Source organism: Burkholderia sp. GW821-FHT14F03, from assembly GCF_058803765.1.
Genome location: NZ_JBXAPG010000041.1, coordinates 1 through 19,751 on the forward strand (window position 1 = coordinate 1; position 19,751 = coordinate 19,751).

13 protein-coding genes, 1 pseudogene and 1 riboswitch are annotated in these 19,751 nt (G+C 72.2%); of the genes and pseudogenes, 6 read left to right on the forward strand and 8 right to left on the reverse strand.

What is annotated here, in order from left to right:
* Positions 1-157 precede the first annotated feature (157 nt).
* The 3 genes and pseudogenes from AC1RQF_RS24730 to AC1RQF_RS24740 all read right to left on the reverse strand — a co-directional run bounded on the left by AC1RQF_RS24730 (position 158) and on the right by AC1RQF_RS24740 (position 1,982).
* On the reverse strand, positions 158-949 hold the full coding sequence (locus tag AC1RQF_RS24730) for a molybdopterin-dependent oxidoreductase (protein WP_274002237.1): 792 nt from the start codon (positions 947-949) through the stop codon (positions 158-160).
* A gap of 14 nt (positions 950-963) precedes the next feature.
* A pseudogene (locus AC1RQF_RS24735) lies at positions 964-1,548 on the reverse strand (cytochrome b/b6 domain-containing protein); the annotation flags it as partial.
* A 155-nt stretch (positions 1,549-1,703) separates the two neighbouring features.
* A complete protein-coding gene (locus tag AC1RQF_RS24740) occupies positions 1,704-1,982 on the reverse strand; it encodes a pentapeptide MXKDX repeat protein (protein WP_492873165.1) in 279 nt (92 codons plus the stop codon).
* Between the two features lie 158 nt (positions 1,983-2,140).
* Positions 2,141-2,259, forward strand: a riboswitch (TPP riboswitch).
* Positions 2,260-2,417: 158 nt separating this feature from the next.
* Between AC1RQF_RS24740 and thiC the strand changes: the two genes are divergently transcribed.
* Entirely contained in the window at positions 2,418-4,349 is a 1,932-nt protein-coding gene (gene thiC, locus AC1RQF_RS24745) for a phosphomethylpyrimidine synthase ThiC (protein ID WP_492873166.1), read from the forward strand.
* 53 nt (positions 4,350-4,402) lie between these two features.
* Here the strand turns inward: thiC and AC1RQF_RS24750 are convergent, their stop codons facing one another.
* Positions 4,403-5,011 carry a TetR/AcrR family transcriptional regulator gene (locus AC1RQF_RS24750; protein ID WP_274002232.1) on the reverse strand — a complete coding sequence of 203 codons (609 nt, stop codon included), beginning with the start codon at positions 5,009-5,011 and terminating at the stop codon, positions 4,403-4,405.
* Positions 5,012-5,158: 147 nt separating this feature from the next.
* Here AC1RQF_RS24750 and AC1RQF_RS24755 point away from each other — a divergent pair, with 147 nt between their 5' ends.
* The 5 genes from AC1RQF_RS24755 (at position 5,159) to AC1RQF_RS24775 (ending at position 9,789) form a co-directional block, all read left to right on the forward strand.
* Entirely contained in the window at positions 5,159-6,361 is a 1,203-nt protein-coding gene (locus AC1RQF_RS24755; RefSeq protein WP_492873167.1) for an MFS transporter, read from the forward strand.
* Positions 6,362-6,532: 171 nt separating this feature from the next.
* Positions 6,533-6,745 (forward strand): YMGG-like glycine zipper-containing protein, encoded by a 213-nt coding sequence (locus AC1RQF_RS24760; protein ID WP_274002227.1) that lies wholly within the window; start codon positions 6,533-6,535, stop codon positions 6,743-6,745.
* A 155-nt stretch (positions 6,746-6,900) separates the two neighbouring features.
* A complete protein-coding gene (locus AC1RQF_RS24765; protein ID WP_274002224.1) occupies positions 6,901-7,173 on the forward strand; it encodes a hypothetical protein in 273 nt (90 codons plus the stop codon).
* Positions 7,174-7,320: 147 nt separating this feature from the next.
* The gene (locus AC1RQF_RS24770; RefSeq protein WP_492873168.1) at positions 7,321-8,247 is read left to right on the forward strand and encodes a DMT family transporter; all 927 of its coding nucleotides are present in this window, start codon (positions 7,321-7,323) and stop codon (positions 8,245-8,247) included.
* 261 nt (positions 8,248-8,508) lie between these two features.
* Positions 8,509-9,789 (forward strand): sensor domain-containing phosphodiesterase, encoded by a 1,281-nt coding sequence (locus AC1RQF_RS24775; protein WP_274004265.1) that lies wholly within the window; start codon positions 8,509-8,511, stop codon positions 9,787-9,789.
* A gap of 69 nt (positions 9,790-9,858) precedes the next feature.
* Here the strand turns inward: AC1RQF_RS24775 and arfB are convergent, their stop codons facing one another.
* From arfB to recC, 4 genes are read right to left on the reverse strand one after another with little or no spacing between them, the layout of a single operon-like run.
* Entirely contained in the window at positions 9,859-10,260 is a 402-nt protein-coding gene (gene arfB, locus AC1RQF_RS24780; RefSeq protein ID WP_274002220.1) for an alternative ribosome rescue aminoacyl-tRNA hydrolase ArfB, read from the reverse strand.
* Positions 10,257-12,641, reverse strand: coding sequence for an AAA family ATPase (locus AC1RQF_RS24785; protein ID WP_492873169.1), 2,385 nt, complete (start codon positions 12,639-12,641; stop codon positions 10,257-10,259). The genes arfB and AC1RQF_RS24785 overlap by 4 nt, the downstream gene beginning before the upstream one ends.
* Complete coding sequence (gene recB / locus AC1RQF_RS24790; protein ID WP_274002214.1) at positions 12,638-16,393, reverse strand: exodeoxyribonuclease V subunit beta; 3,756 nt, start codon at positions 16,391-16,393, stop codon at positions 12,638-12,640. The genes AC1RQF_RS24785 and recB overlap by 4 nt, the downstream gene beginning before the upstream one ends.
* Positions 16,390-19,722: an exodeoxyribonuclease V subunit gamma gene (gene recC, locus AC1RQF_RS24795; RefSeq protein ID WP_274002211.1), complete on the reverse strand. Its 3,333-nt coding sequence runs from the start codon at positions 19,720-19,722 to the stop codon at positions 16,390-16,392. Before recC ends, recB begins: the two co-directional genes overlap by 4 nt.
* Positions 19,723-19,751: the final 29 nt, after the last annotated feature.

Below are 19,751 nucleotides of genomic sequence, written 5' to 3' on the forward strand. Positions count from 1 at the left end.
GGTCGCGGCGGGTCGCGGCGGGTCGCGGCGGGTCGCGGCGGGTCGCGGCGGGTCGCGGCGGCCGGCGACCCACGGGTCGCCGGCCGGCTCCGGCGACGCGCGGATGCGCCCCGCCCCCGCCGCCACATCCACCGCCCGCCGCGGGCGACGCCGCCCCTCAGGAGCCGCCGAACCAGTTGTAGCCCTGATCGACCCAATACCCGCCCGGAAAGACATCGGTCACGAAGATCTCCATGATGTGCTTCGGATTCTTGTAGCCGAGCTTGGTCGGCATCCGCAGCTTCATCGGGAAGCCGTACTCGGCCGGCAGGCGCGCGCCGTCGTACTCGAACGCCAGCAGGGTCTGCGGATGCAGCGCCGTCGGCATGTCGATGCTCTCGTAGTAGTCGTCCGCACACTTGAACCCGACGTACTTCGCGTTCAGGTCCGCGCCCGCGCGCCGCAGGAACGCCCCGAACGGCGTGCCGCCCCAGCGGCCGATGGCGCTCCACCCTTCCACGCAGATATGGCGCGTGATCTGCTCCGCGTGCGGCAGGGCATACAGCTCGGGCAGCGTCCACACCCGCTGCCCGGTCACGCGCCCGGACAGCATGAGGCGGTAGCCGGCCGGATCGACGCGCGGCACCTCGTCGATGCCGTAGAACGCGTTGAACGGAAACGGCCGCGTGAGATCGGCCTCGGTGTAGGTCGGCGCGAGCCGCGTGGGCCCGAACAGCCAGGCCTGCACGCGATCGTTCGCGCGCGACACCTTGTCGAGAAAATCGTTGACCGACGCGTCGTCCTGCAGCGAGCAGCCGGTCAGCATCGCGAGCCCGCCCAGCGTCAGCACGCGCCGGCCGAACAGCCGACGGGCCGGTTGTTCGAGCGTCTTGCGCACGTCGATCTCGAGCGCGGCGCGATCGATCCGCGGCGCGGCCTTGCGCGCGGGTGGGTCGTCCTGGATGGACATGATCGGAACTCCTTTCAACGGCCGCGCAGCATCGCGAGGAGCGAGCGCGGCACCAGCAGCGCCATCGCGACGTGCACGACGAAAAACGCGACGAGAAACGCCATCGCCCAGAAATGCACGACGCGCGCGCGGTCATAACCGCCGAATGCCTCGCGCAGCAGCGGAAACTGCACCGACTTCCAGATCACGAGCCCGGACAACACGAGCAGCGTGAGATCCGCGAGCGCGGCGACATAGGCGGCGCGCTGCACCGCGTTGTAAACCGACAGATCGTCGTGCGACAGCCGTCCGCGCAGCGCGGCCCACGCGTCGCGCAGCACGGCGCGCGGCGACAGCGGCCAGAACTTGCGGCGCAGGCGTCCCGTCGCGACGCCCAGCGCGAGATCGCCGAGCCCGTTGAGGAACAGCAGCCACATCGCGGCGAAATGCCATTGCAGCGCGCCGCCGAGCCAGCCGCCGAGCGTGAGCCCGTGCGGAAACGTGAAGCCGGCGTAGATCGGCGAGGCGTCGTAGATGCGCCAGCCGGACAGCACCATCGTGACGGCCGCCAGCGCGTTCAGCCAGTGGCAGACCCGCACCCAGACCGGGTGGACGACGCGTTCGCGGCGCGCCGCGGGCGGCCGCATGGGGGAATGGGAAACATGCATCGCGTGACCTCCTGGCTGTCACGGCGGCCCCGCGCGCCCCGGCCCGAAAAAGCGCCGCCCGCGCGGGGGCGCGGACGGCCAAGGCCAAGCGGGGAGCGCGCGGGCGCTCAGTTCGACATCGGGCTCATCTTGTCGTCCTTCATCGGCTTCTTCATGCCGTCCTTCGACATCGCATCCTTCTTCATACCGTCCTTCGACATCGCGTCTTTCTTCATACCGTCCTTGGACATCGCGTCTTTCTTCATGCCGTCCTTGGACATCGCGTCTTTCGCCATGGCGTCCTTCGCCATCGCGCCGTTCGACATCGCATCGTTCTGCGCATGGGCGACGCCTGCGGCAGAGAACGCGAACGCGGCGAGGCAGGCGGCCAACAGGGAATGTTTCATGGGATGACTCCGTCATCTTGTTAGAGGAGTCGATTGGTCGGCGCACACCGCGCGATCTGACAGCCGCCCATGAAATTATTTTCGCGGCCGCACCCCGCCGCCGCACTTAAGATCTGTCCCCGGTTGAAACCGCCGCCGACCCGGTGTATCTTGTGCGCTTGCTAACGCGGGGGTCCTGCCTTGCGCCAGATCAGACATTTGGTGCGCGGCGGGTGAGAAATACCCTTTGAACCTGATCTGGATAATGCCAGCGCAGGGAAGCGTCCGGGTTTCACCGTCGTTCTTCAGATGAATCCCGTCGCGTCGCGAGTCTCGTCTCCTGCTTAGCGCCCCACATTCGCTTTGCATGGGATCCGGGCAAGTACTGAAGCGCCGGCCCGGGTCCTGCACCCGAGCCAGCGCCCAGCGCTCGATCGGATCGACACAGGAGATCGCATGAACGCCAACCCCAAGTTCCTTTCCGCCGATGCGCGCGTCGACGCCGCCGCCATTGCCCCGCTGCCGAACTCGCGCAAGATCTACGTGGCGGGCTCGCAGCCGGACATCCGCGTGCCGATGCGCGAGATCACCCAGGCCGACACCCCGACCGGCTTCGGCGGCGAGAAGAACCCGCCGATCTATGTGTACGACACCTCCGGCCCCTACACCGATCCGGACGCCAAGATCGACATCCGCTCGGGCCTGCCCGCGCTGCGCCAGGGCTGGATCGAGTCGCGCGGCGACACCGAGGCGCTCGACGGCCTCACGAGCGAATACGGCCTCGAACGCGCGCAGGACCCGAAGACGGCCGAGCTGCGCTTCCCGGGCCTGCACCGCAACCCGCGCCGCGCCAAGGCGGGCAAGAACGTCACCCAGATGCACTACGCGCGCCAGGGCATCATCACGCCGGAAATGGAATACATCGCGATCCGCGAGAACCAGCGCCGCGCCGAGTACCTGGAAAACCTGAAGGCAAGCGGCCCGAACGGCGCGAAGCTCGCCGCGATGATGGGCCGCCAGCATCCGGGCCAGGCGTTCGGCGCCGCCGCCTACGGCACGGGCGCGCCCGCCGAGATCACGCCGGAGTTCGTGCGCGACGAAATCGCGCGCGGCCGCGCGATCATCCCGGCGAACATCAACCACCCGGAATCGGAGCCGATGATCATCGGCCGCAACTTCCTCGTGAAGATCAACGCGAACATCGGCAACTCGGCCGTGACGTCGTCGATCGGCGAGGAAGTCGACAAGATGACCTGGGCGATCCGCTGGGGCGGCGACACGGTGATGGACCTGTCGACCGGCAAGCATATCCACGAAACCCGTGAATGGATCATCCGCAACAGCCCGGTGCCGATCGGCACGGTGCCGATCTACCAGGCGCTGGAAAAGGTCAACGGCAAGGCCGAGGACCTGACCTGGGAAATCTTCCGCGACACGCTGATCGAGCAGGCCGAGCAAGGCGTCGACTACTTCACGATCCACGCGGGCGTGCGCCTGCAATACGTGCCGCTGACCGCGAACCGCATGACGGGCATCGTGTCGCGCGGCGGCTCGATCATGGCCAAGTGGTGCCTCGCGCACCACAAGGAAAGCTTCCTGTACGAGCACTTCGAAGAGATCTGCGAAATCATGAAGGCCTACGACGTGAGCTTCTCGCTCGGCGACGGCCTGCGCCCCGGCTCGATCTACGACGCGAACGACGAAGCGCAGCTCGGCGAGCTGAAGACGCTCGGCGAGCTGACCCAGATCGCGTGGAAGCACGACGTGCAGGTGATGATCGAAGGCCCGGGCCACGTGCCGATGCAGCTGATCAAGGAAAACATGGATCTGCAGCTCGAGTGGTGCAAGGAAGCGCCGTTCTACACGCTCGGGCCGCTCACGACCGACATCGCGCCGGGCTACGACCACATCACGTCGGGCATCGGCGCGGCGATGATCGGCTGGTTCGGCACCGCGATGCTGTGCTATGTGACGCCGAAGGAGCACCTGGGGCTGCCGAACAAGGACGACGTGAAGGAAGGGATCATCACGTACAAGCTCGCCGCGCACGCGGCCGACCTGGCCAAGGGCCATCCGGGCGCGCAGGTGCGCGACAACGCGCTGTCGAAGGCGCGCTTCGAGTTCCGCTGGGAAGACCAGTTCAACATCGGCCTCGATCCGGACAAGGCGCGCGAATTCCACGACGAGACGCTGCCGAAGGATTCGGCGAAGGTCGCGCACTTCTGCTCGATGTGCGGCCCGCACTTCTGCTCGATGAAGATCACGCAGGACGTGCGCGAATTCGCCGCGCAGCAAGGCATGTCCGAAACCGATGCGCTGAAGAAGGGGATGGAAGTGAAGGCGGTCGAGTTCGTGAAGAGCGGCGCCGAGATCTACCACCGCCAGTAAGCCGCGCGTCCGGCTTTCCGGCCTGGTCAAGAGCCCGCCTCGCGCGGGCTTTTTTACGTCGTCGCGTCAGTGCGGCGCGCGCGCAGGCCCGCCAGCAGGTGATCGAGCGCGACGCGCGCGGCCGCGAGCCGCTCGGCGCCCGCCTCGCCCTCGCCTTCCGCGATCCAGTGCGCCGCTTCGGTCAGGCTGCCGTGGACGAGCCGCGCCAGGGCCGGCGCGGGCGCGCCCGCCAGGCAGCCCGCGTCGATCAGCGCCGCCACCCGGCGCTCCAGCGACGCCACGCATTGCCGCTGCGCATCCCGCGTCGGGCCGCCGAGCGCCGCGCGCGCGTCGCGCAGCACGATGCGCTGGATCTCGGGCTCCAGCGCCATCTCCAGATACGCATGGCAGCGCGCCCGGAAACCGCGCCAGCCGTCCTGCGCGGCCGCCTCGACGGCCGCGAGCCGCGCATCCGATTCCGCGTCGATCTGCTCGACCACCGCCGCGAGCAACCCGGCCTTGTCGCCGAAATGATGGTAGAGCGCGCCGCGCGTCAGGCCCGCGCGCGCCGTCAGGTCGTCCATGGACGCCTCGGCGTAGCCCGCTTCGCCGAACACGCGACGCGCCGTCGCGAGCAGCGTCGCGCGGGTCGCCTCCATCTCGACGCGGGTTCGTCGCACCATGCCTGCTCTCCTTCCTGTCCGTCGGCGCCTGCGATTGTTTACATTCAGCGCGTAGGTATATACGATCATTATTCATACGAACTGTACGTATTATTCCACGCGCCCCGCAGCGGGCACAATCCGCCCGACCACGAGGAACCCGCGACGATGCCCAATCCCTACCGTGAACTGTTCGCGACGCCCGGCGCGCGGGGCTTCTGCGCGGCCGGCCTGATCGCCCGCCTCGCGCTGCCGATGATCGGCATCGGGATCATCACGATGCTCGTGCAACTGGGGCGCGGCTACGGTCTCGCGGGCGCGGTGGCGGCCGCCTTCATGCTGGCCTATGCGGCGCTGTCGCCGTTCACGTCGCGGCAGGTCGACCGCTTCGGTCAGCGCCGGGTCCTGCCGTTCGCGGCCGGCATCGGCGCGAGCGGCCTCGTCGCGCTGGTCGCCTGCGCCGCCTGGCGCGCGCCGGCGTGGACCCTGTTCCCATGCGCGGCGCTCGCGGGCGCGATGCCGAGCATGGGCGCGATGGTGCGCGCGCGCTGGAGCGCCGCGCTGCGCGAGCGCCCCGCGTTGCTGGCCAGCGCGTATTCGTTCGAGACCGTCGTCGATGAAATCACCTACATCGCCGCGCCGCCGCTGTCGGTGGGCCTGTGCGTCGCGCTCGCCGCGCCCGCCGGCCCGCTCGCGGCGGCCGCGCTGCTCGTCGGCGGCGTCGCGGCCCTGGCCGCGCAGCGCGGCAGCGAGCCCGTGCCCGGCGCGCGCGATGCGGCCGCGCACGCGGCCGGCTCCCTGCTGCGGCTCGGCGACGTGCGCCTGCTGCTCATGCTGATGACCGCGATGGGCGTCATTGCCGGCACGGTGGACATCGCCAGCGTCGCGTTCGCGCGGCAGGCCGGCAGCCCGGCCTCGGCGAGCCTCGTGCTGTCGGTCTACGCGACCGGCTCGTGCCTGGCGGGCCTCGCCTTCGGCACGCTCGGGCTCGCCACGCCGCTGCCCCGCCTGCTCGGCCTCGGCGCGCTCGCCACCGCTGCCGCGACGCTGCCGCTGCCGTTCGCGACCGGCGTCGCGAGCCTCGCGGCGATGGTGTTCGCCGCCGGCCTGTTCTTCGCGCCGACCGTGATCGTCGCGATGTCGCTGATCGAACGCGCGGTCCCGGCCGCGCGCCTGACCGAAGGCATCACCTGGCTGCTGGCCGGACTCAACACCGGCGTCGCGCTCGGCGCGGCGCTCGCCGGCCAGGTAGTCGACCGCTTCGGCACGCGCGCGGGCTTCGGCGTCGCGCTCGGCGCGGGCGGCGTCGCGCTGCTCGCCGCGCTGTGGAATCAGCGCCGCACGCGCGACCCGCTCGCGTGCAACGCCTGACGCCGCGCCGCACGGGGTCGGATGCGCGACGCCCGATCGAAACGAAACATTTGATTACGAAACCCACAGACGCTCACAAGTCCTTACAGCAGCCTCTCGATGCGCCGCGTAGATTGGTCTGCATGGGCGCGGCGTCGCCGCGCCTGCTTCCCATCCTATGAGGACGGCATCATGAACTCGATTCGACGCATCGGAGCCTGTGCGCTCATCGTCGCCGCGATGGCGAGCCTGTCGGCCTGCGACAACATGACCACCCGTCAGCGCGACACCGCGATCGGCGCAGGCGTCGGCGGCGTCGCCGGCGCGGCGCTCGGCGGCAGCGCCCTGTCGACCCTCGGCGGCGCAGCCGCCGGCGGCCTGATCGGCAACCAGGTCGGCAAGTAAACGCGGCGGGCGCGCCCCCCCGCGCCCGGTTCGCGCTTCGCCCGGCGCACGCCGGCGAAATGATCCGTTACCGTTTCACACAGCCTTTCATATGCCCCCCGGCTAAGCTCCAACGCATCGACGCCTCACCGCGCCCCTCGCATCGGGGAATCATCATGATCAGGACTTTCGCCACGGTCGCACTCGCGAGCCTCGCGCTCGCCGGCTGCTACTACCCGTACGGCTACTACCCGACGGGCTACTACGCGGCCGCGCCCGTGCAGACCGAGCAGACCCCGTACGCGTACCCCGCCTATCCGGCCTATCCCGCCTATCCGACCTACTACCCGGCCCCGGCCTACGCGCCCGCGTGGGGCTGGTGGGGACCGTCGGTGTCGCTGAACTTCGGCTATCGCGGCGGCTACCGGCGCGGCTACTGGCATCACTGACCGTCAATCGGAGCACGCCCGGCGCGTACTCCGATTGTTGCGGTCTCATCGTCTTTTCTTGCCATTTCATCGCAGCGTGAAACGTTGCGCGCAGGCGCGGAGGTAAGATGCACTCGCCTCTTCTCTCCACCGCTCGCCATACCTCCGATGAATGCCAAGAACATCTCGCTGTTGATCGTGCTCGCCGCGCTGTGGGGCGCGTCCTTCCTGTTCATCCGCATCGGCGTGACCGATTTCGGCGTCGCGCCGCTGATGCTGCTGCGCGTCGCGATCGGCGCGCTGTTCCTCGTCGGCCTCGCGCTCACGCGCTATCCGCCGCGCGCGCTCTACGCGCAGCTGCGCGAGCGCGCCGGCCCCTTGTTCGTGGTCGGCGCGCTGAATTCCGCCCTGCCGTTCTGCCTGTTCGCGTTCGCCGAACTGACGCTGTCGGCGGGCGTGACCTCGGTGATCAACGCGACCACCCCGCTGTGGGGCGCGCTCGTCGCCTACCTGTGGCTCAAGGACAAGCTCTCCGCCGCCCGCGCGCTCGGCCTCGCGATCGGTTTCGCGGGCGTGCTCGCGCTGGTGTGGGACCAGGTGTTCGCGCCCCACGGCGCGCACGCCGCCGCGCCGGGCCCGACCCTGCTCGCGTCGGGCGCCGCGCTCGGCGCCACGCTGCTGTACGGGATCGCCGCGAACTACACGAAGCGCAAGCTGACGGGCGTCGACCCGCTGATCAACGCCACCGGCAGCATGATCGGCGCCACGCTGCTGCTCGCGCCGTTCGCGCTCGCCACCTGGCCCGCCGGCCCCGTGTCGGCCGGCGCGTGGGGCGCGGTCGCCTGCCTCGGCGTCGCCTGCACGGGCGTCGCGTATTTCATCTTCTTCTACCTGATCACGCATATCGGGCCGGCGCGCGCGATCACCGTCACCTTCGTGATCCCGATCTTCGGGATCCTGTGGGGCGCGCTGTTCCTCGACGAACGCGTGTCGCCCGGCATGCTCGAAGGCTGCGCGATCGTGCTGCTCGGCACCGCGCTCGCCATCGGCGTGATCAAGCGCGTGCCGGGCCTCGGCGCGCGCCGTTCGACCTGAGCGCCCCCCTGCCTTCATTCATTTGACCCGGTCCCCGGCGAACGATGCGCGCGATCCGCGCATCGTTCGCGCCCGCGCAAATCCGCCCGCCCCCGTATCGACCCCGATTCATCGGACTTGAGTCTGGAGTTACCCTGATACGCGCAGCGTGTCGACTTTCGCTACACTCGACTGCAATCCACCCGCCGGAGGCAAGCGTGACCCGCTTCGTTTCTCCCGACGTCGCGCGTCCGCCACGCCGCCGCCTTGCGCCGCACTGACATCGTGCCGGCCCGCCCTCTCCCGCTCGACAGCCTGCTGCCGCTCCTGGTGCGCGGCCCGGACGGCTGGTGCGCGGACTATCACGGCGCGACGCTGTCGAGCGTGTTCCAGCCGGTGCTGTCGATCACCCATCGGCGCGTGGTCGGCTACGAGGCGCTCGTGCGCGCGACCGACGCCACCGACCGGCCGGTCTCGCCCGGCGCGCTCTTCGCGCGCGCCCACGCGCGCGGCGAGGCGGTCGTGCTCGACCGGCTCACGCGCTGCATGCACACCGCCAATTTCGCCGCGCAGGGGATCCCGGTCGGCTGGCTGTTCCTCAACATCCTGCCGCTCGTGCTCGATTCCGGCAGCGCGCAGCGCGAATTCATCGAGGCGCTGTGCGCGCATTTCCAGCTGCCGCCCACGCGCATCGTGCTCGAAGTGGTCGAACAGCCGTCGCGCGACGAGGAGGCGCTGGGCCGCACGATCGACCTGATCCAGCATCGCGACTTCCTCGTCGCGATCGACGACTTCGGCACGGGATTCTCGAACTTCGACCGCATCTGGCAGATGAAGCCCGACATCGTGAAGCTCGACCGCTCGCTGGTCGAGCGCACGCTGAGGGCCGACGACGCGCACCGGATCATTCACCACCTGGTCACGATGCTGCACCAGTCGGGCACGATGGTGCTCGCGGAGGGCGTCGAAAGCGACGAGGCGCTGCAGATCCTGATGGAGGCCGACGTCGACTTCGTGCAGGGCTTCCACTTCGGGCAGCCCGACGCATCGATCGCGCGCGGCTGCGCGGGCGCGCCCGCCCTGCTCGACGACGCGTGGCGGCAGTTCGCCGCGCGACGCCAGGCGCGCGCGCACTGCGCGCAGCCGTGCTTCGACGTGCTCGAACGGCTGGTGCGGGCGGCGGCCGCCCACTACGCGCGCGACCGCGACCTGCACGCCGCCGCGCAGCAGGTGCTGGCCGAGCCGAGCGCGCGCCGCGTGTTCATCGCGGATGCGAGCGGCGAGCAGCACGCGCCGTCCGTGACGTCGCCCGCGATCGCCGCCGCCGCCGCCCACGGCCGGCTCGCGCCGCTGTTTCCGGAAACCCACAGCAATTGGTCGCGCCGGCCGTACTTCCAGCGCGCGCTCGCCGCGCCGGGCCGGGTCGCGCTGATGGGGCCGCACTTCTCGCTGACCGACGGGCGCGACTGCTACACGGCGGCCATCGCGATCGAGGTCGAGGGCGAAACCATCGTGTTCTGCGCGGATTTCGCGCTCGACGGCGCGAGCACGATCATGCGTTGAGGCGGCGCGCGCCGCCGATCCCGGGTTCGGGCCCGCACGCGAAGCGGCCGCCCGGCTCGACGCGCCGCCTTACTCGACGATCCTGCCGCGCCCGGCCTTCACGTTCCCGCGCCGGCTCTTCGCGTCGAGACGACGCTCCTTGGCGGCGCGCGTCGGCCGCGTCGCGACCCGCGCGCGCGGCGTCACGCAGACGCTGCCGATCAGCGCGTCGAGGCGCGCGAGCGCCGCCTCGCGGTTGCGCTCCTGGGTGCGGTGCTCCTGCGACTTCAGCACCACCACGCCCTCGCGCGTGATGCGCTGGTCGGACAGCGCGAGCAGGCGCGCCTTCACGATCTCCGGCAACGACGATGCGCGGATGTCGAAGCGCAGATGGATCGCGCTCGACACCTTGTTGACGTTCTGTCCGCCCGCGCCCTGCGCGCGCACCGCCGACAGCTCCACTTCCTCGGGTCGCAGCGTGTAGCGGATCATGCGTCCTCCCGCGCGGCGCAAAGCGCCTCGTCGATCCGCGCGGCCAGCCCGGAATCGCGCTGCGTGCGCGTCGCGATCGCCTGCGCGAGCACCGCGCGCGGGCCGATCACCTCGACCCGCGCGCGCGCGCGCGTGATCGCGGTATAGATCAACTCGCGCGACAGCACGCGGCTGAACGAGGCCGGCAGGATCAGCGCGGCCTCGTCGAATTCGGAGCCCTGCGACTTGTGCACGGTCAACGCGAACGCGCTGTCGTGCGGCGGCAGCGCGGCGGGCGACACCGCGCGCGCGAGGCCGTTGGCGCCCTTGAACCACACGCGCAGCGCGCCCTGCGCATCGGGCAGCGCGATGCCGATGTCGCCGTTGAACAAGCCGAGCGCGTAATCGTTGCGCGTCACCATCACGGGCCGCCCCGCGAACCACTGCGCGCCGACGCCGAGCGACACCCGCACCGCGCGGCGCACCTGCGCGGCGACGAGCGCGTTGACCTGGTCCGCTCCGCGCGCGCCCGCGCGGGTCGCGCACAGGATGCGGAACCGGTTCAGCGCATCGAACAACGGCAAGGGGCCGGGTGCGGGATCGGCGAACGCGGCACTCAACGCCTCGACGTAGGCGGCGAACCCGTGCGCGAGCCGCTCGATCATCGCGGTCGACAGGGTGTCGCCGGCATCGTCGTGGAAACGGGCGGCGGCGTCCGGAGCCGTCGACAGCGCATCGAGCGCCTCGCTCGCCGCACCCGCGCGAATCGCGAGCGACAGCCGGCCGATCGGCGAATCGAGCCCGAAGCGGTAGTTGCGTTCGAGCCAGACGACGCAATCGGTCAGGGGCGCGGCGGCGGAATCGACGGGCGACGCCGCGACAGTTGCCTGCATGCGCGCCTCCGCGGGCACCGACGCGCGCGCGGCCACGTCGCCCGCCGGATGGGAGGCGAGCGCGACGGCCAGCGCCGCGTCGTCGGCATCGAGCCGCATGTCGTCGAGCCACGCCAGTTCGCCCGCGTCGATCCACGCATCGGGGGATTCGTCCGGGGTGGGCGGCGGCGGGTTTTCGATCGGTGTCGAAACAAGCGCTGGCGCTGGAACGGATGCGGGCGCGGACGCGCCCGCATCGTCATCGAAATCGAACAACGAAGCCTGGGCCTCATCGACGCGCTTCGCGCGCCGCCGACCGCCGCGCGACGACGTGGACGCGGCAGGCGTCACGGGCGCAGCAGATGTCGCGAGCATCGCGGATGTCGTGGGAGAAGCAGACGTCATGGAAGGCGGCGTCGCCGCGTCGGGCGCCGGCGCGGCGGCCCCCGTCTCCACACGCGCCGCCGCCGGCAGCGCCGCCTCGAACGCCGCGACCTCGACGCCGAGCGCCCCCGCGATGCGCGCCCGCCCGGCCGCGCTGTACGCGGGCCGCGCGCTGAGTTCCGCGAACACCGCGCCGGCCTCGACCGCCGCGAGCTGATCCTTGTCGCCCAGCATCACGAGCCGCGCCCCCGGCGCGAGCGCATCGAGCAGATGCGCGGCAAGCGCGACGTCGATCATCGACGCCTCGTCGACCACCACCAGGTCGTAGGGCAGCGGATTGTCGCGATCGTGCCGGAAGCGCCCGCCGGGCCCGCCGCCGAGCAGGCGGTGCAGCGTATAGGAAGTCTGCGGCAGCCGCGCGGCCAGCTCGGCCGGCAAGTCGCCCGCGCGCGCATGCAGCGCTTCCTGCATGCGTTGCGCGGCCTTGCCGGTCGGCGCCGCAAGCGCGATCCGCAGGTCCGGGTGGAGGTCGAGCAGGCAGGCGATCACACCGACCACCGTGGTCGTCTTGCCGGTGCCCGGGCCGCCGCTCACGATCGTCACGCGGCCCGTGAGCGCGACGATCGCGGCGACGCGCTGCCAGTCGATGCCGTCGTCGCGCGGCGGCCCGAAATAACGCCCGAGCCGTTCACGCAAGCCGTCGGCCGCGACGTCCCCCGCCTCGCCCGCGTGCGCCTGCGCGACGAGCGCGCGCGCGAGCCGCCACTCGTAGTCGAAATAGCGCGCGAGATAGAGCCGGTCGTCGCGATCGACGACGAGCGGCCGTTCCGCGCCGCGCGCGCCGTGCCCGAAGGTGGTCACGCCGCTGGCCGCGAGCGCCTGCCGGACCTCGTCGGGCTGCGCGTCGTAGCGCTGCGCGAGCGCGCCGAGCGCCACGCACACGTGCCCCGCCGCGGTTGCCCGGCTCGCCGCGAACGCGGCGCGCGCGGCCCAGCGCGCGGCCTCGGCGGACGCGCCGCCGCGCCGCGCGAGCAGACCGATGCGGCGCGCGAAGCCTTCGGCCAGCGCGAGCCCGAAATCGGCGGGTTCGGGCAGCCGGGCAGCCAGCCCGCCCGTGAACGGATACAGTTCCGGCGCCGGATTCACGCGGCCTCCCCGCGCATCAGCGCGTCGAGCGCCTCGACCAGCGCGCGCGCCGGCCGCCGCGCGTGCACGCCGGCCGGCGCGCCGCCGCTGCGCCAGCCGGGCCGCACACCGCGCACGAACAGGTACAGGTAGCCGGCGATATGCGAGTCGTAGTCGTAGTCGGGCAGCCTGCGCGCCAGGTAGCGATGCAGCGCGACCGTGTAGATCAGGGCCTGCAGATGGTATGCGTGCTGCGCCATCGCGACCTCGAGCGCGCGCGTCCCGTAAGCGTCGGGCGTCGTGCCGAGATGGTTGGACTTCCAGTCGATGATCCAGAAGCGGCCATCGTGCTCGACGATCATGTCGATGAATCCCTTGATGAAACCGGCCAGCGTGCCCGCGTCGAACGCGACGTCCGGATAGCCGTGCGCCGCGAGCAGGCGGCGCAGTGCATTGAAATCGAGCGCGGGCGCCGGAAACAGGAATTCCATTTCGGTCAGGCGGCGCGCGGGATCGAGCGCCGCGAGCCGCATGCCGGGCACCAGCTCGGTCGCGGCGAGATCGGCGACGAGCGCGTCCATCATCGCGGGCAGGCGCTCGGCCAGCGCCGGCTCCGCCTCGACCGGCCGCTCGTGCAGCGCGCGCCGCGCCGCCTCGGGCCAGCCGTCCGGCGCGGAGAAATCGCTGAGTTCGAACAGGCGGTGCAGGCATTCGCCCGCCGCCGCCCCGCGCGGGAACGCCAGGATGTCGTGTTCGGCCGGGCCGGCGGCGTCGGGTGCGCCGTCGGCCGCCGGCGCCGCGGCGAGCGCGTCGTGATCGGGCCGCAGCGCGTCGTCGGGCGGCGGCGCGACGCCCGCCTCCTCGCGCGCCAGCGACGCCGTCAGCGAACTGAAGCTCGCGATCCGCCACGCATCGCGCAGCACGCGCGACGCGCGACGCGCGCCTTGCAGTTGCGCCGCATCGTGACCCGCCGCGAGCGGGGTGCGCGCCGTCGCGCCGGGCAAGGGCGCGAGCGTGATCGGACCGTTGGCGAGCGCGCCCCAGCGCTCCGCCAGCGCGGCCTCCTCGGGCGGCTCCTTCAGCCAGTCGTCGAACGCCTGCCCCGCGCCCGCGACCAGCCAGTTCAGCACGCTGCGGCGCGACTCGCGCGTCGAGCGCGACGACAGGTACGCGCCCGCGACCACGTAGCAGCGGTATACGGCGCGCGTCAGCGCGACATACACGAGCCGCGCGCGCTCGGCCGCCTGCTCGCGCTGCGCCTGCCGCGCCGCATGCTCGGCGGCCGCGTCGTCGCAGCCGTAGTGCAGCACCGCGTCGCCCGCGTCGTCGTGATACTCGCGCGCATCGGGCAGGCCCGACGCGGGCGGCTCGCGCAACGCGCCGTCGTTCAGGAACGGACAGAACACCAGCGCATATTCGAGCCCCTTCGACTTGTGCACGGTGACGATCTGCACCAGGTTGCGATCCGATTCGAGCCGCAACTGGGCCTCCTCGCCGCCGCCGTCGATACGCTGCGCGGCCAGCCAGCGCAGCGTCGGCGCGATGCCCGGCTGCGCGGCCGCGCGCGCCTGCGTCAGCTCCGCGAGATGATTGACGTCGGTCACGCGGCGCTCGCCGTCCGGCCCGGCCATCAGACGCTCGGCAATCCTCAGCTCGCGCGAGAAGGTGCGCCACATCACCGCGAAGCCGCGCTCGCGCCACAACAGGCGGTAGCGCGAGAAGCGCTCGACCCAGCCCATCGCGTCGGCAGCCGATGCTGCGGCAGCCGATGCCGCGGCCGTCCCGGCGTCGGCCGCCGCCTCGTCGCTCGCATCGGCCTCGCCCTGTTCGAGCCGCCACAGCGCGGCCGCGTCGAGCCCGAACCAGTCGGCCGCGAGCGCGGCGCGCAGGCGGCGCAAGTCGCCGGGCGCGTCGACCGCCGCCAGCACGCGTTCGAGCTGTTCCGCGTCGACCGTCGCGAACACCGACGCCTGCGCGAGTTCGACGGCGCCGATCCCCCAGTTCGCGAGCACGCGCTTCACGAGGCTGCCCTGCTTGTGGGTCTGCACGAGCACCGCGATGTCGCCGGGCGACAGCGGCACGTCGCCGAGCCGCACCGCGCCCTCGCGCGCGCCGCGCATCAGGCGCGCGATCTCGGCCGCGCAGGCCTGCGCGGACTGGCGCTGCGCGTCGCGCTTGGCAAGCGCCGCCTCGCCATCCGGCAGCCACCACACGCGGAAATCGCCCGCGCCGCCCGACGGAGCGCCGCCCGACGGATCGCCGCCCGACGGATCCGTACCGTCGTACAGCGGCGGGCGAACCCGCGCGCCCGCGCGCACCGGCTGGTAGTCGAGGCCGTCGAGCACGAACGCGCGCGGATTCGCGCCGAACACGCGATTGCATGCGTCGACGATCGGCGGCGTCGAGCGCTGGTTGACCGCGAGCGTGTAGCGCGCGGTCGCGCGGTCGCGCGCCGCGAGATAGGTATGCAGGTCCGCCGCCCGGAAGCTGTAGATCGCCTGCTTCGGATCGCCGACCAGGAACAGCGGCCCGGCCGGCGCGAAGATCCGGTCGAAGATCGCGAACTGCAAGGGATCGGTATCCTGGAATTCGTCGATCAGCGCGGCCGGATAGCGCGCGCGCAGCGTCTCGGCCAGCCAGGGGTGCGCATGCAGCGCGCGGTACAGGTTCGCGAGCAGATCGTCGAACGACACCACGCGGCGCGTGCGCTTGCGCTCGGCGAGCGCGGCCGGCGCGTAGTCGAGCCACTGCGCGAGCACGCTCAGCCAGCGCGCGCGCTGCGCGGCCTCGGCCGAGGCGAGCGCCGCGTCGAGCGCGTCGAGCTGCGCGAAGAACGCATGCTGCGGCGTGGCCCCGCCCTTCTTGGTGGCCTTCGCGAGCGCCGCCTGGGTGAGCCGCAGCGTCGCGCGCGGCAAGCTCGCGGGCGGCGTGGCCTGCGCGGCGCACGCGGCCCACGCGTCGAGCGCCTCGGCCACCGCGTCCGGCTTGTGCGAGCGCTGGTTCAGCGATGCCTGCGCGGCGGCCAGCAAGCCGGCGATCGCGTCGCGCTGCTCGCGCCACAGCGCGGCGGCCGCCGCGAAGCACGCATGCGCGGCCGCCTCGGGATCGGCCTCCGGCAGTTCCAGCCCATCCCAGCGCAGCCGCGCGAGCGGCTTCTTGAGCCGCCGCGCGAGCTGCGCGTTGAGCGCCTCCGGCCCCGCGCCGCGCTCGACGAGCCACGCCGCGAACGCCGGATGCGCGGCCGCGAGCGGTTCGACGCGGGTGCGCCAGAACTCGGCCGCCAGCTCGAAGCGCAGGCCGGCGTCGTCGGCCTCCATCTCGACCGCGAACGGCATCGCCGCCGCGAACGGCGCTTCCTGCAGCGCGCGCTGACAGAACGCGTGGATCGTGTGGATCGCCGCCTGGTCGAACGCGCGCAAGGCGCGCCGCACGCGCTTCGCGGCGGTTTCCGCGTCGAGCCCGTCGGCCGAGAGCGTCGTCTCGAACAGCTGCGCGATGAACGGATCGCCATCGTCGTCGCCGGTCTCGAGCGCGTGCGCGAGTTGCGCGAGCCGGCCGCGGATGCGCTCGTGCAGCTCCGCCGTCGCGGCCTTGGTGAAGGTGACGACGAGGATCTGGTCCGCGCTGAAATCCTGTTCGAGCAGCAGCCGCACATAGAGCGCGCAGATGTTCCAGGTCTTGCCGGTGCCGGCCGACGCCTCGATCTGGTTGACGCCGTCGAGCGCGCACGCGAAGACGTCCAGCTCGCGCGCGAAGGGGGGCGTCGCGCTCATGCCGGCCTCCGCAGATGCTCGACGAGCGGATCGAACACCGCATGCGCGAGCACGCCGAACGGCGCGTCAAGCGACAGGTTCGCGCCGCGCCACGCGATCGCGAGCGCGGGATCGTCGGCCTCGCTCGCGACCCGCTCGTTGATCCACACCCCCGCCGCCTTCGCCTCGCCTTCCGAGACGAGCGCCCAGGCGCTGCGCGGGAAGAAGCGCAGCGGCATGCGACGGCCCGCGCGGAACAGCGCGGCAAGCGGCGCCAGCTGCCCGCCCGGCGCGGCGACCGGCGCGAATTCGAATGTCTCGCCGCTGCCGAACCACAGCGTGCGGCGCGGGCCGTCGGGCGCGACCGCGCAATACACGAGATGCGCGAGCCAGGCCGACAGGTAGTCGCGCGCGCCCGGCCGCGCGTAGCGGTAGATCACCTGGCCGGCCGGGGTCAGCCGGTTCAGCGTGCCGTGCAGCCGCAACGGCGCGGCCGTCGCGTCGCGCGCGAGCGCCGCATCGTGCACGCCGAACCACGCGGGCTCGCCGTCCGGCCAGCGCGGCGTCACGTCGAGCGTGAACGGCAGGCGCGTCGCACCGTCGGCGAGCGCGTGCCGCACCTTGCCCGCGAGCTGCGTGAGCGCATCGAGCGCCTGGTCGCGCCATACCGCGCCCGTCGCGCCGCCCGGCAGTTCCGGGCTCGCGTCGGCCACGCGCAGCGCATGGTCGTGCGCGACCGCGTCGTCCGTGTCGACGAGCAGCGGCAGCACGCGCGCGGCGAGCGCGTCGCTGCCCGCGTAGTCGAGCGCGAACGGCTCGGTGTCGAGCAACTCCGCCTGCGCGTCGGCCAGCACGATGCCGAGCCGCTCGCGCAGCAGCGCGCGCGCCGGGTGGCGCCAGAAACGCTCGAAATCGCCGAACGCGACGGGCGTCGCCGGCTCGGCCGGCAGCGGTGCGGGGAAGAACGGCGCGACCGGCCGGGCGTCGTCGAGCGCGAGCTGCGCGGCGAGCGTCGCGCGTTCGCTGTCGTAGCTGAACAGCGCACGCGCGCCGCCGCGCGCGCCGCTGAAATAGTCGGCCGAGAACGGCTGCAGCGGATGCTCGACGATGAAGCCCGCGCGCGCGGCGTCCACCTCGGCCGGCGACGCGCCCTCGCCCGCCGAGATCGCCGCGAGGTGGTCGAGCAGTTCATCGACGAGCGCGGCCGGCGGCAACGGCGCGTTGTCGCGGATGCTGCGCCCCGTATAGGCGATCAACAATCGATCGCGCGCCGCGAGCACGAGGTCGAGGAACAGGTTGCGCTCGTCGTCGCGGCGCTGGCGGTCGCCGAGCTTCGCGAACACCGCCATCAGGTCGAACTCGTCCGCGCGCGTGAGGCTCGGCAGCACGCCGTCGTCCATGCCGAGCAGGCACACGACACGATACGGCAGGCCGCGCAGGCTCGTCAGCGACGAGAACGTGACGCCGCCCCACGGCACCCCGCCGCGCGCCGGATCGTCGAGCGCGGACGCGAAGCCGGCGCGCACCACCGCGGCCGGCAGCGGCGCGTCGAGCGCGCCCTCCGCCATCGCCGCGAGCATCGCGTCGAGCGCGTCGCGCACGCCCGACAGCGCGTCGGCATAGGCCGGCCCCGAATCGAAGAAACGCGCGAGGGTGTCCGCGAACAGCTCGCTCCAGCCCTGCGGCGCATGGCTGTCGGCGAGCCGCCGCGCGAAGCCGTCGAGATCGTCGGTGAAGCGCGCGAGCCGGCCGAGCAGCTCGGCCTCGCTGCCCTCCGCGCCCTCGACGGGCAGCCAGGACTCGACGGGCGCCGCGCCGTCGGGCATCGCATAGCCGAGAAACAGGCGCGTGAGCGCATCGGCGAAAGTGTGGCGCGGCGCGGGCACGGCGGGCGCCTCGCCCGGCTCGGCCGCGAGCCCGCGTCGCGCGCCGGCGGCCGCGAGCCAGGTCTGCACGGTTTCGAGCGCGGCCGCGTCGATGCCGTAGCGGGCCGCGACCGCGTCGACGCGCAGCCATTCGATCAGCTCCGGCGCGCCGACGCTGCGCTCGGGCAGCGCGAGCCAGTCGAGCAGCACGCGCGCGACCGGGTTCGCCTGCGACGGCGGCAGCCCCGTGATGCGATAGGGAATGCGGCGCGCGTCGTGCGGCGCCGAGGTGCCGAACACGGCGTCGATCAAGGGCCCGGCCGCCGCGAGATCCGCGACGGCGACCAGCACGTCGGCGGGCGCGAGGCCGGGATCGGCGTCGAACCACGCGAGCAGCCGGTCGTGCAGCACTTCGAGCTGGCGCGCGAGGCTGTGGCACACGTGCACCTCGACGCCCGCCTCGGCGGGCGGCGGCCCGAGTTCCGCCTCGGGCTGCAGCGCGAGCATCGCGTTCTGGACCCGCGCGAGCCAGGTCGGCGCGGGATTGTCGACGTACAGCGACGCATCGCCCGCCGCCGCGCTCTCGGTCAGCTCGTGCAGCATGTGCAGCTGCGCCTGGGCCTGCCGGCCCCACTCGGCGAGGAGCGGATGGCCGACCTGCTGGTAGTCGAGCTGGTCGGCCGCGTCGAGCGATTCCGCGCGCGCGGCCGTGACGATGTCGAACCAGAATTCGCGGCACGGATTGAGCGCGTAGATCCGCACGTCGATCCAGCGCGACAGCTCGCGCAGGAGCGCCACGTGCAGCGGCGGCATGGTCGGCAGCGCGAACACGCTGACCGACGCCGGCCAGCACGGCGCGCGCGCGGCCGGATCGCGCGTCTTCACCTCGTCGAGGAAACGGTGCGCGGGCGGCACGCCGCTGTCGCTCAGCTCCGCGAGCAGCGCGCGCCACAGCGCGCCCTGCCACGCCTCGTCGTCGCGCGCGGCGTCCGCGCCGTGGCGCGGCGCGCCCTCGCGTTCGAAGATCGACGCGCCGTCGCGCCACAGCGCGAGCCACTCCGGCCGGTACGTGAGGTAGTGGTCGAACACCATCGCGATGCGCTGCGCCAGCTCGTGACGCATCGGCGCATCGGCCGCCGCGAGGTAGGCGGACAGTCGCGGCGACGCGCGCCACGGCGCGTCGGCCTCGTCCGACAGCAGCCGGTAGCAGCGCCACACGAGCCGGTCGGGCGCATACGGCGAACGCGGCGGCACGGTCAGCACCTCGCCGATCCGCGCCCACAGCCATTGCGCGAGATAGGTGAACTGCACGTTCGCGCAGACGCCGTGCAGGCCGGCGATGTCGAGTTCGAGCCGCCGGCGCAGCGCCGCGCTCGGCACGATCACCTGCTGCGCGGCCCACGGCCCGCCGGGCGCCGACTCAAGATCGGCGAGCAGCGCGGCGGCGAGCGTCTCGTGACGGTTCGAATAGAAAAGGTGGAGCATGAAACCTGCGCGAAAGTCTCGCGCGGGTG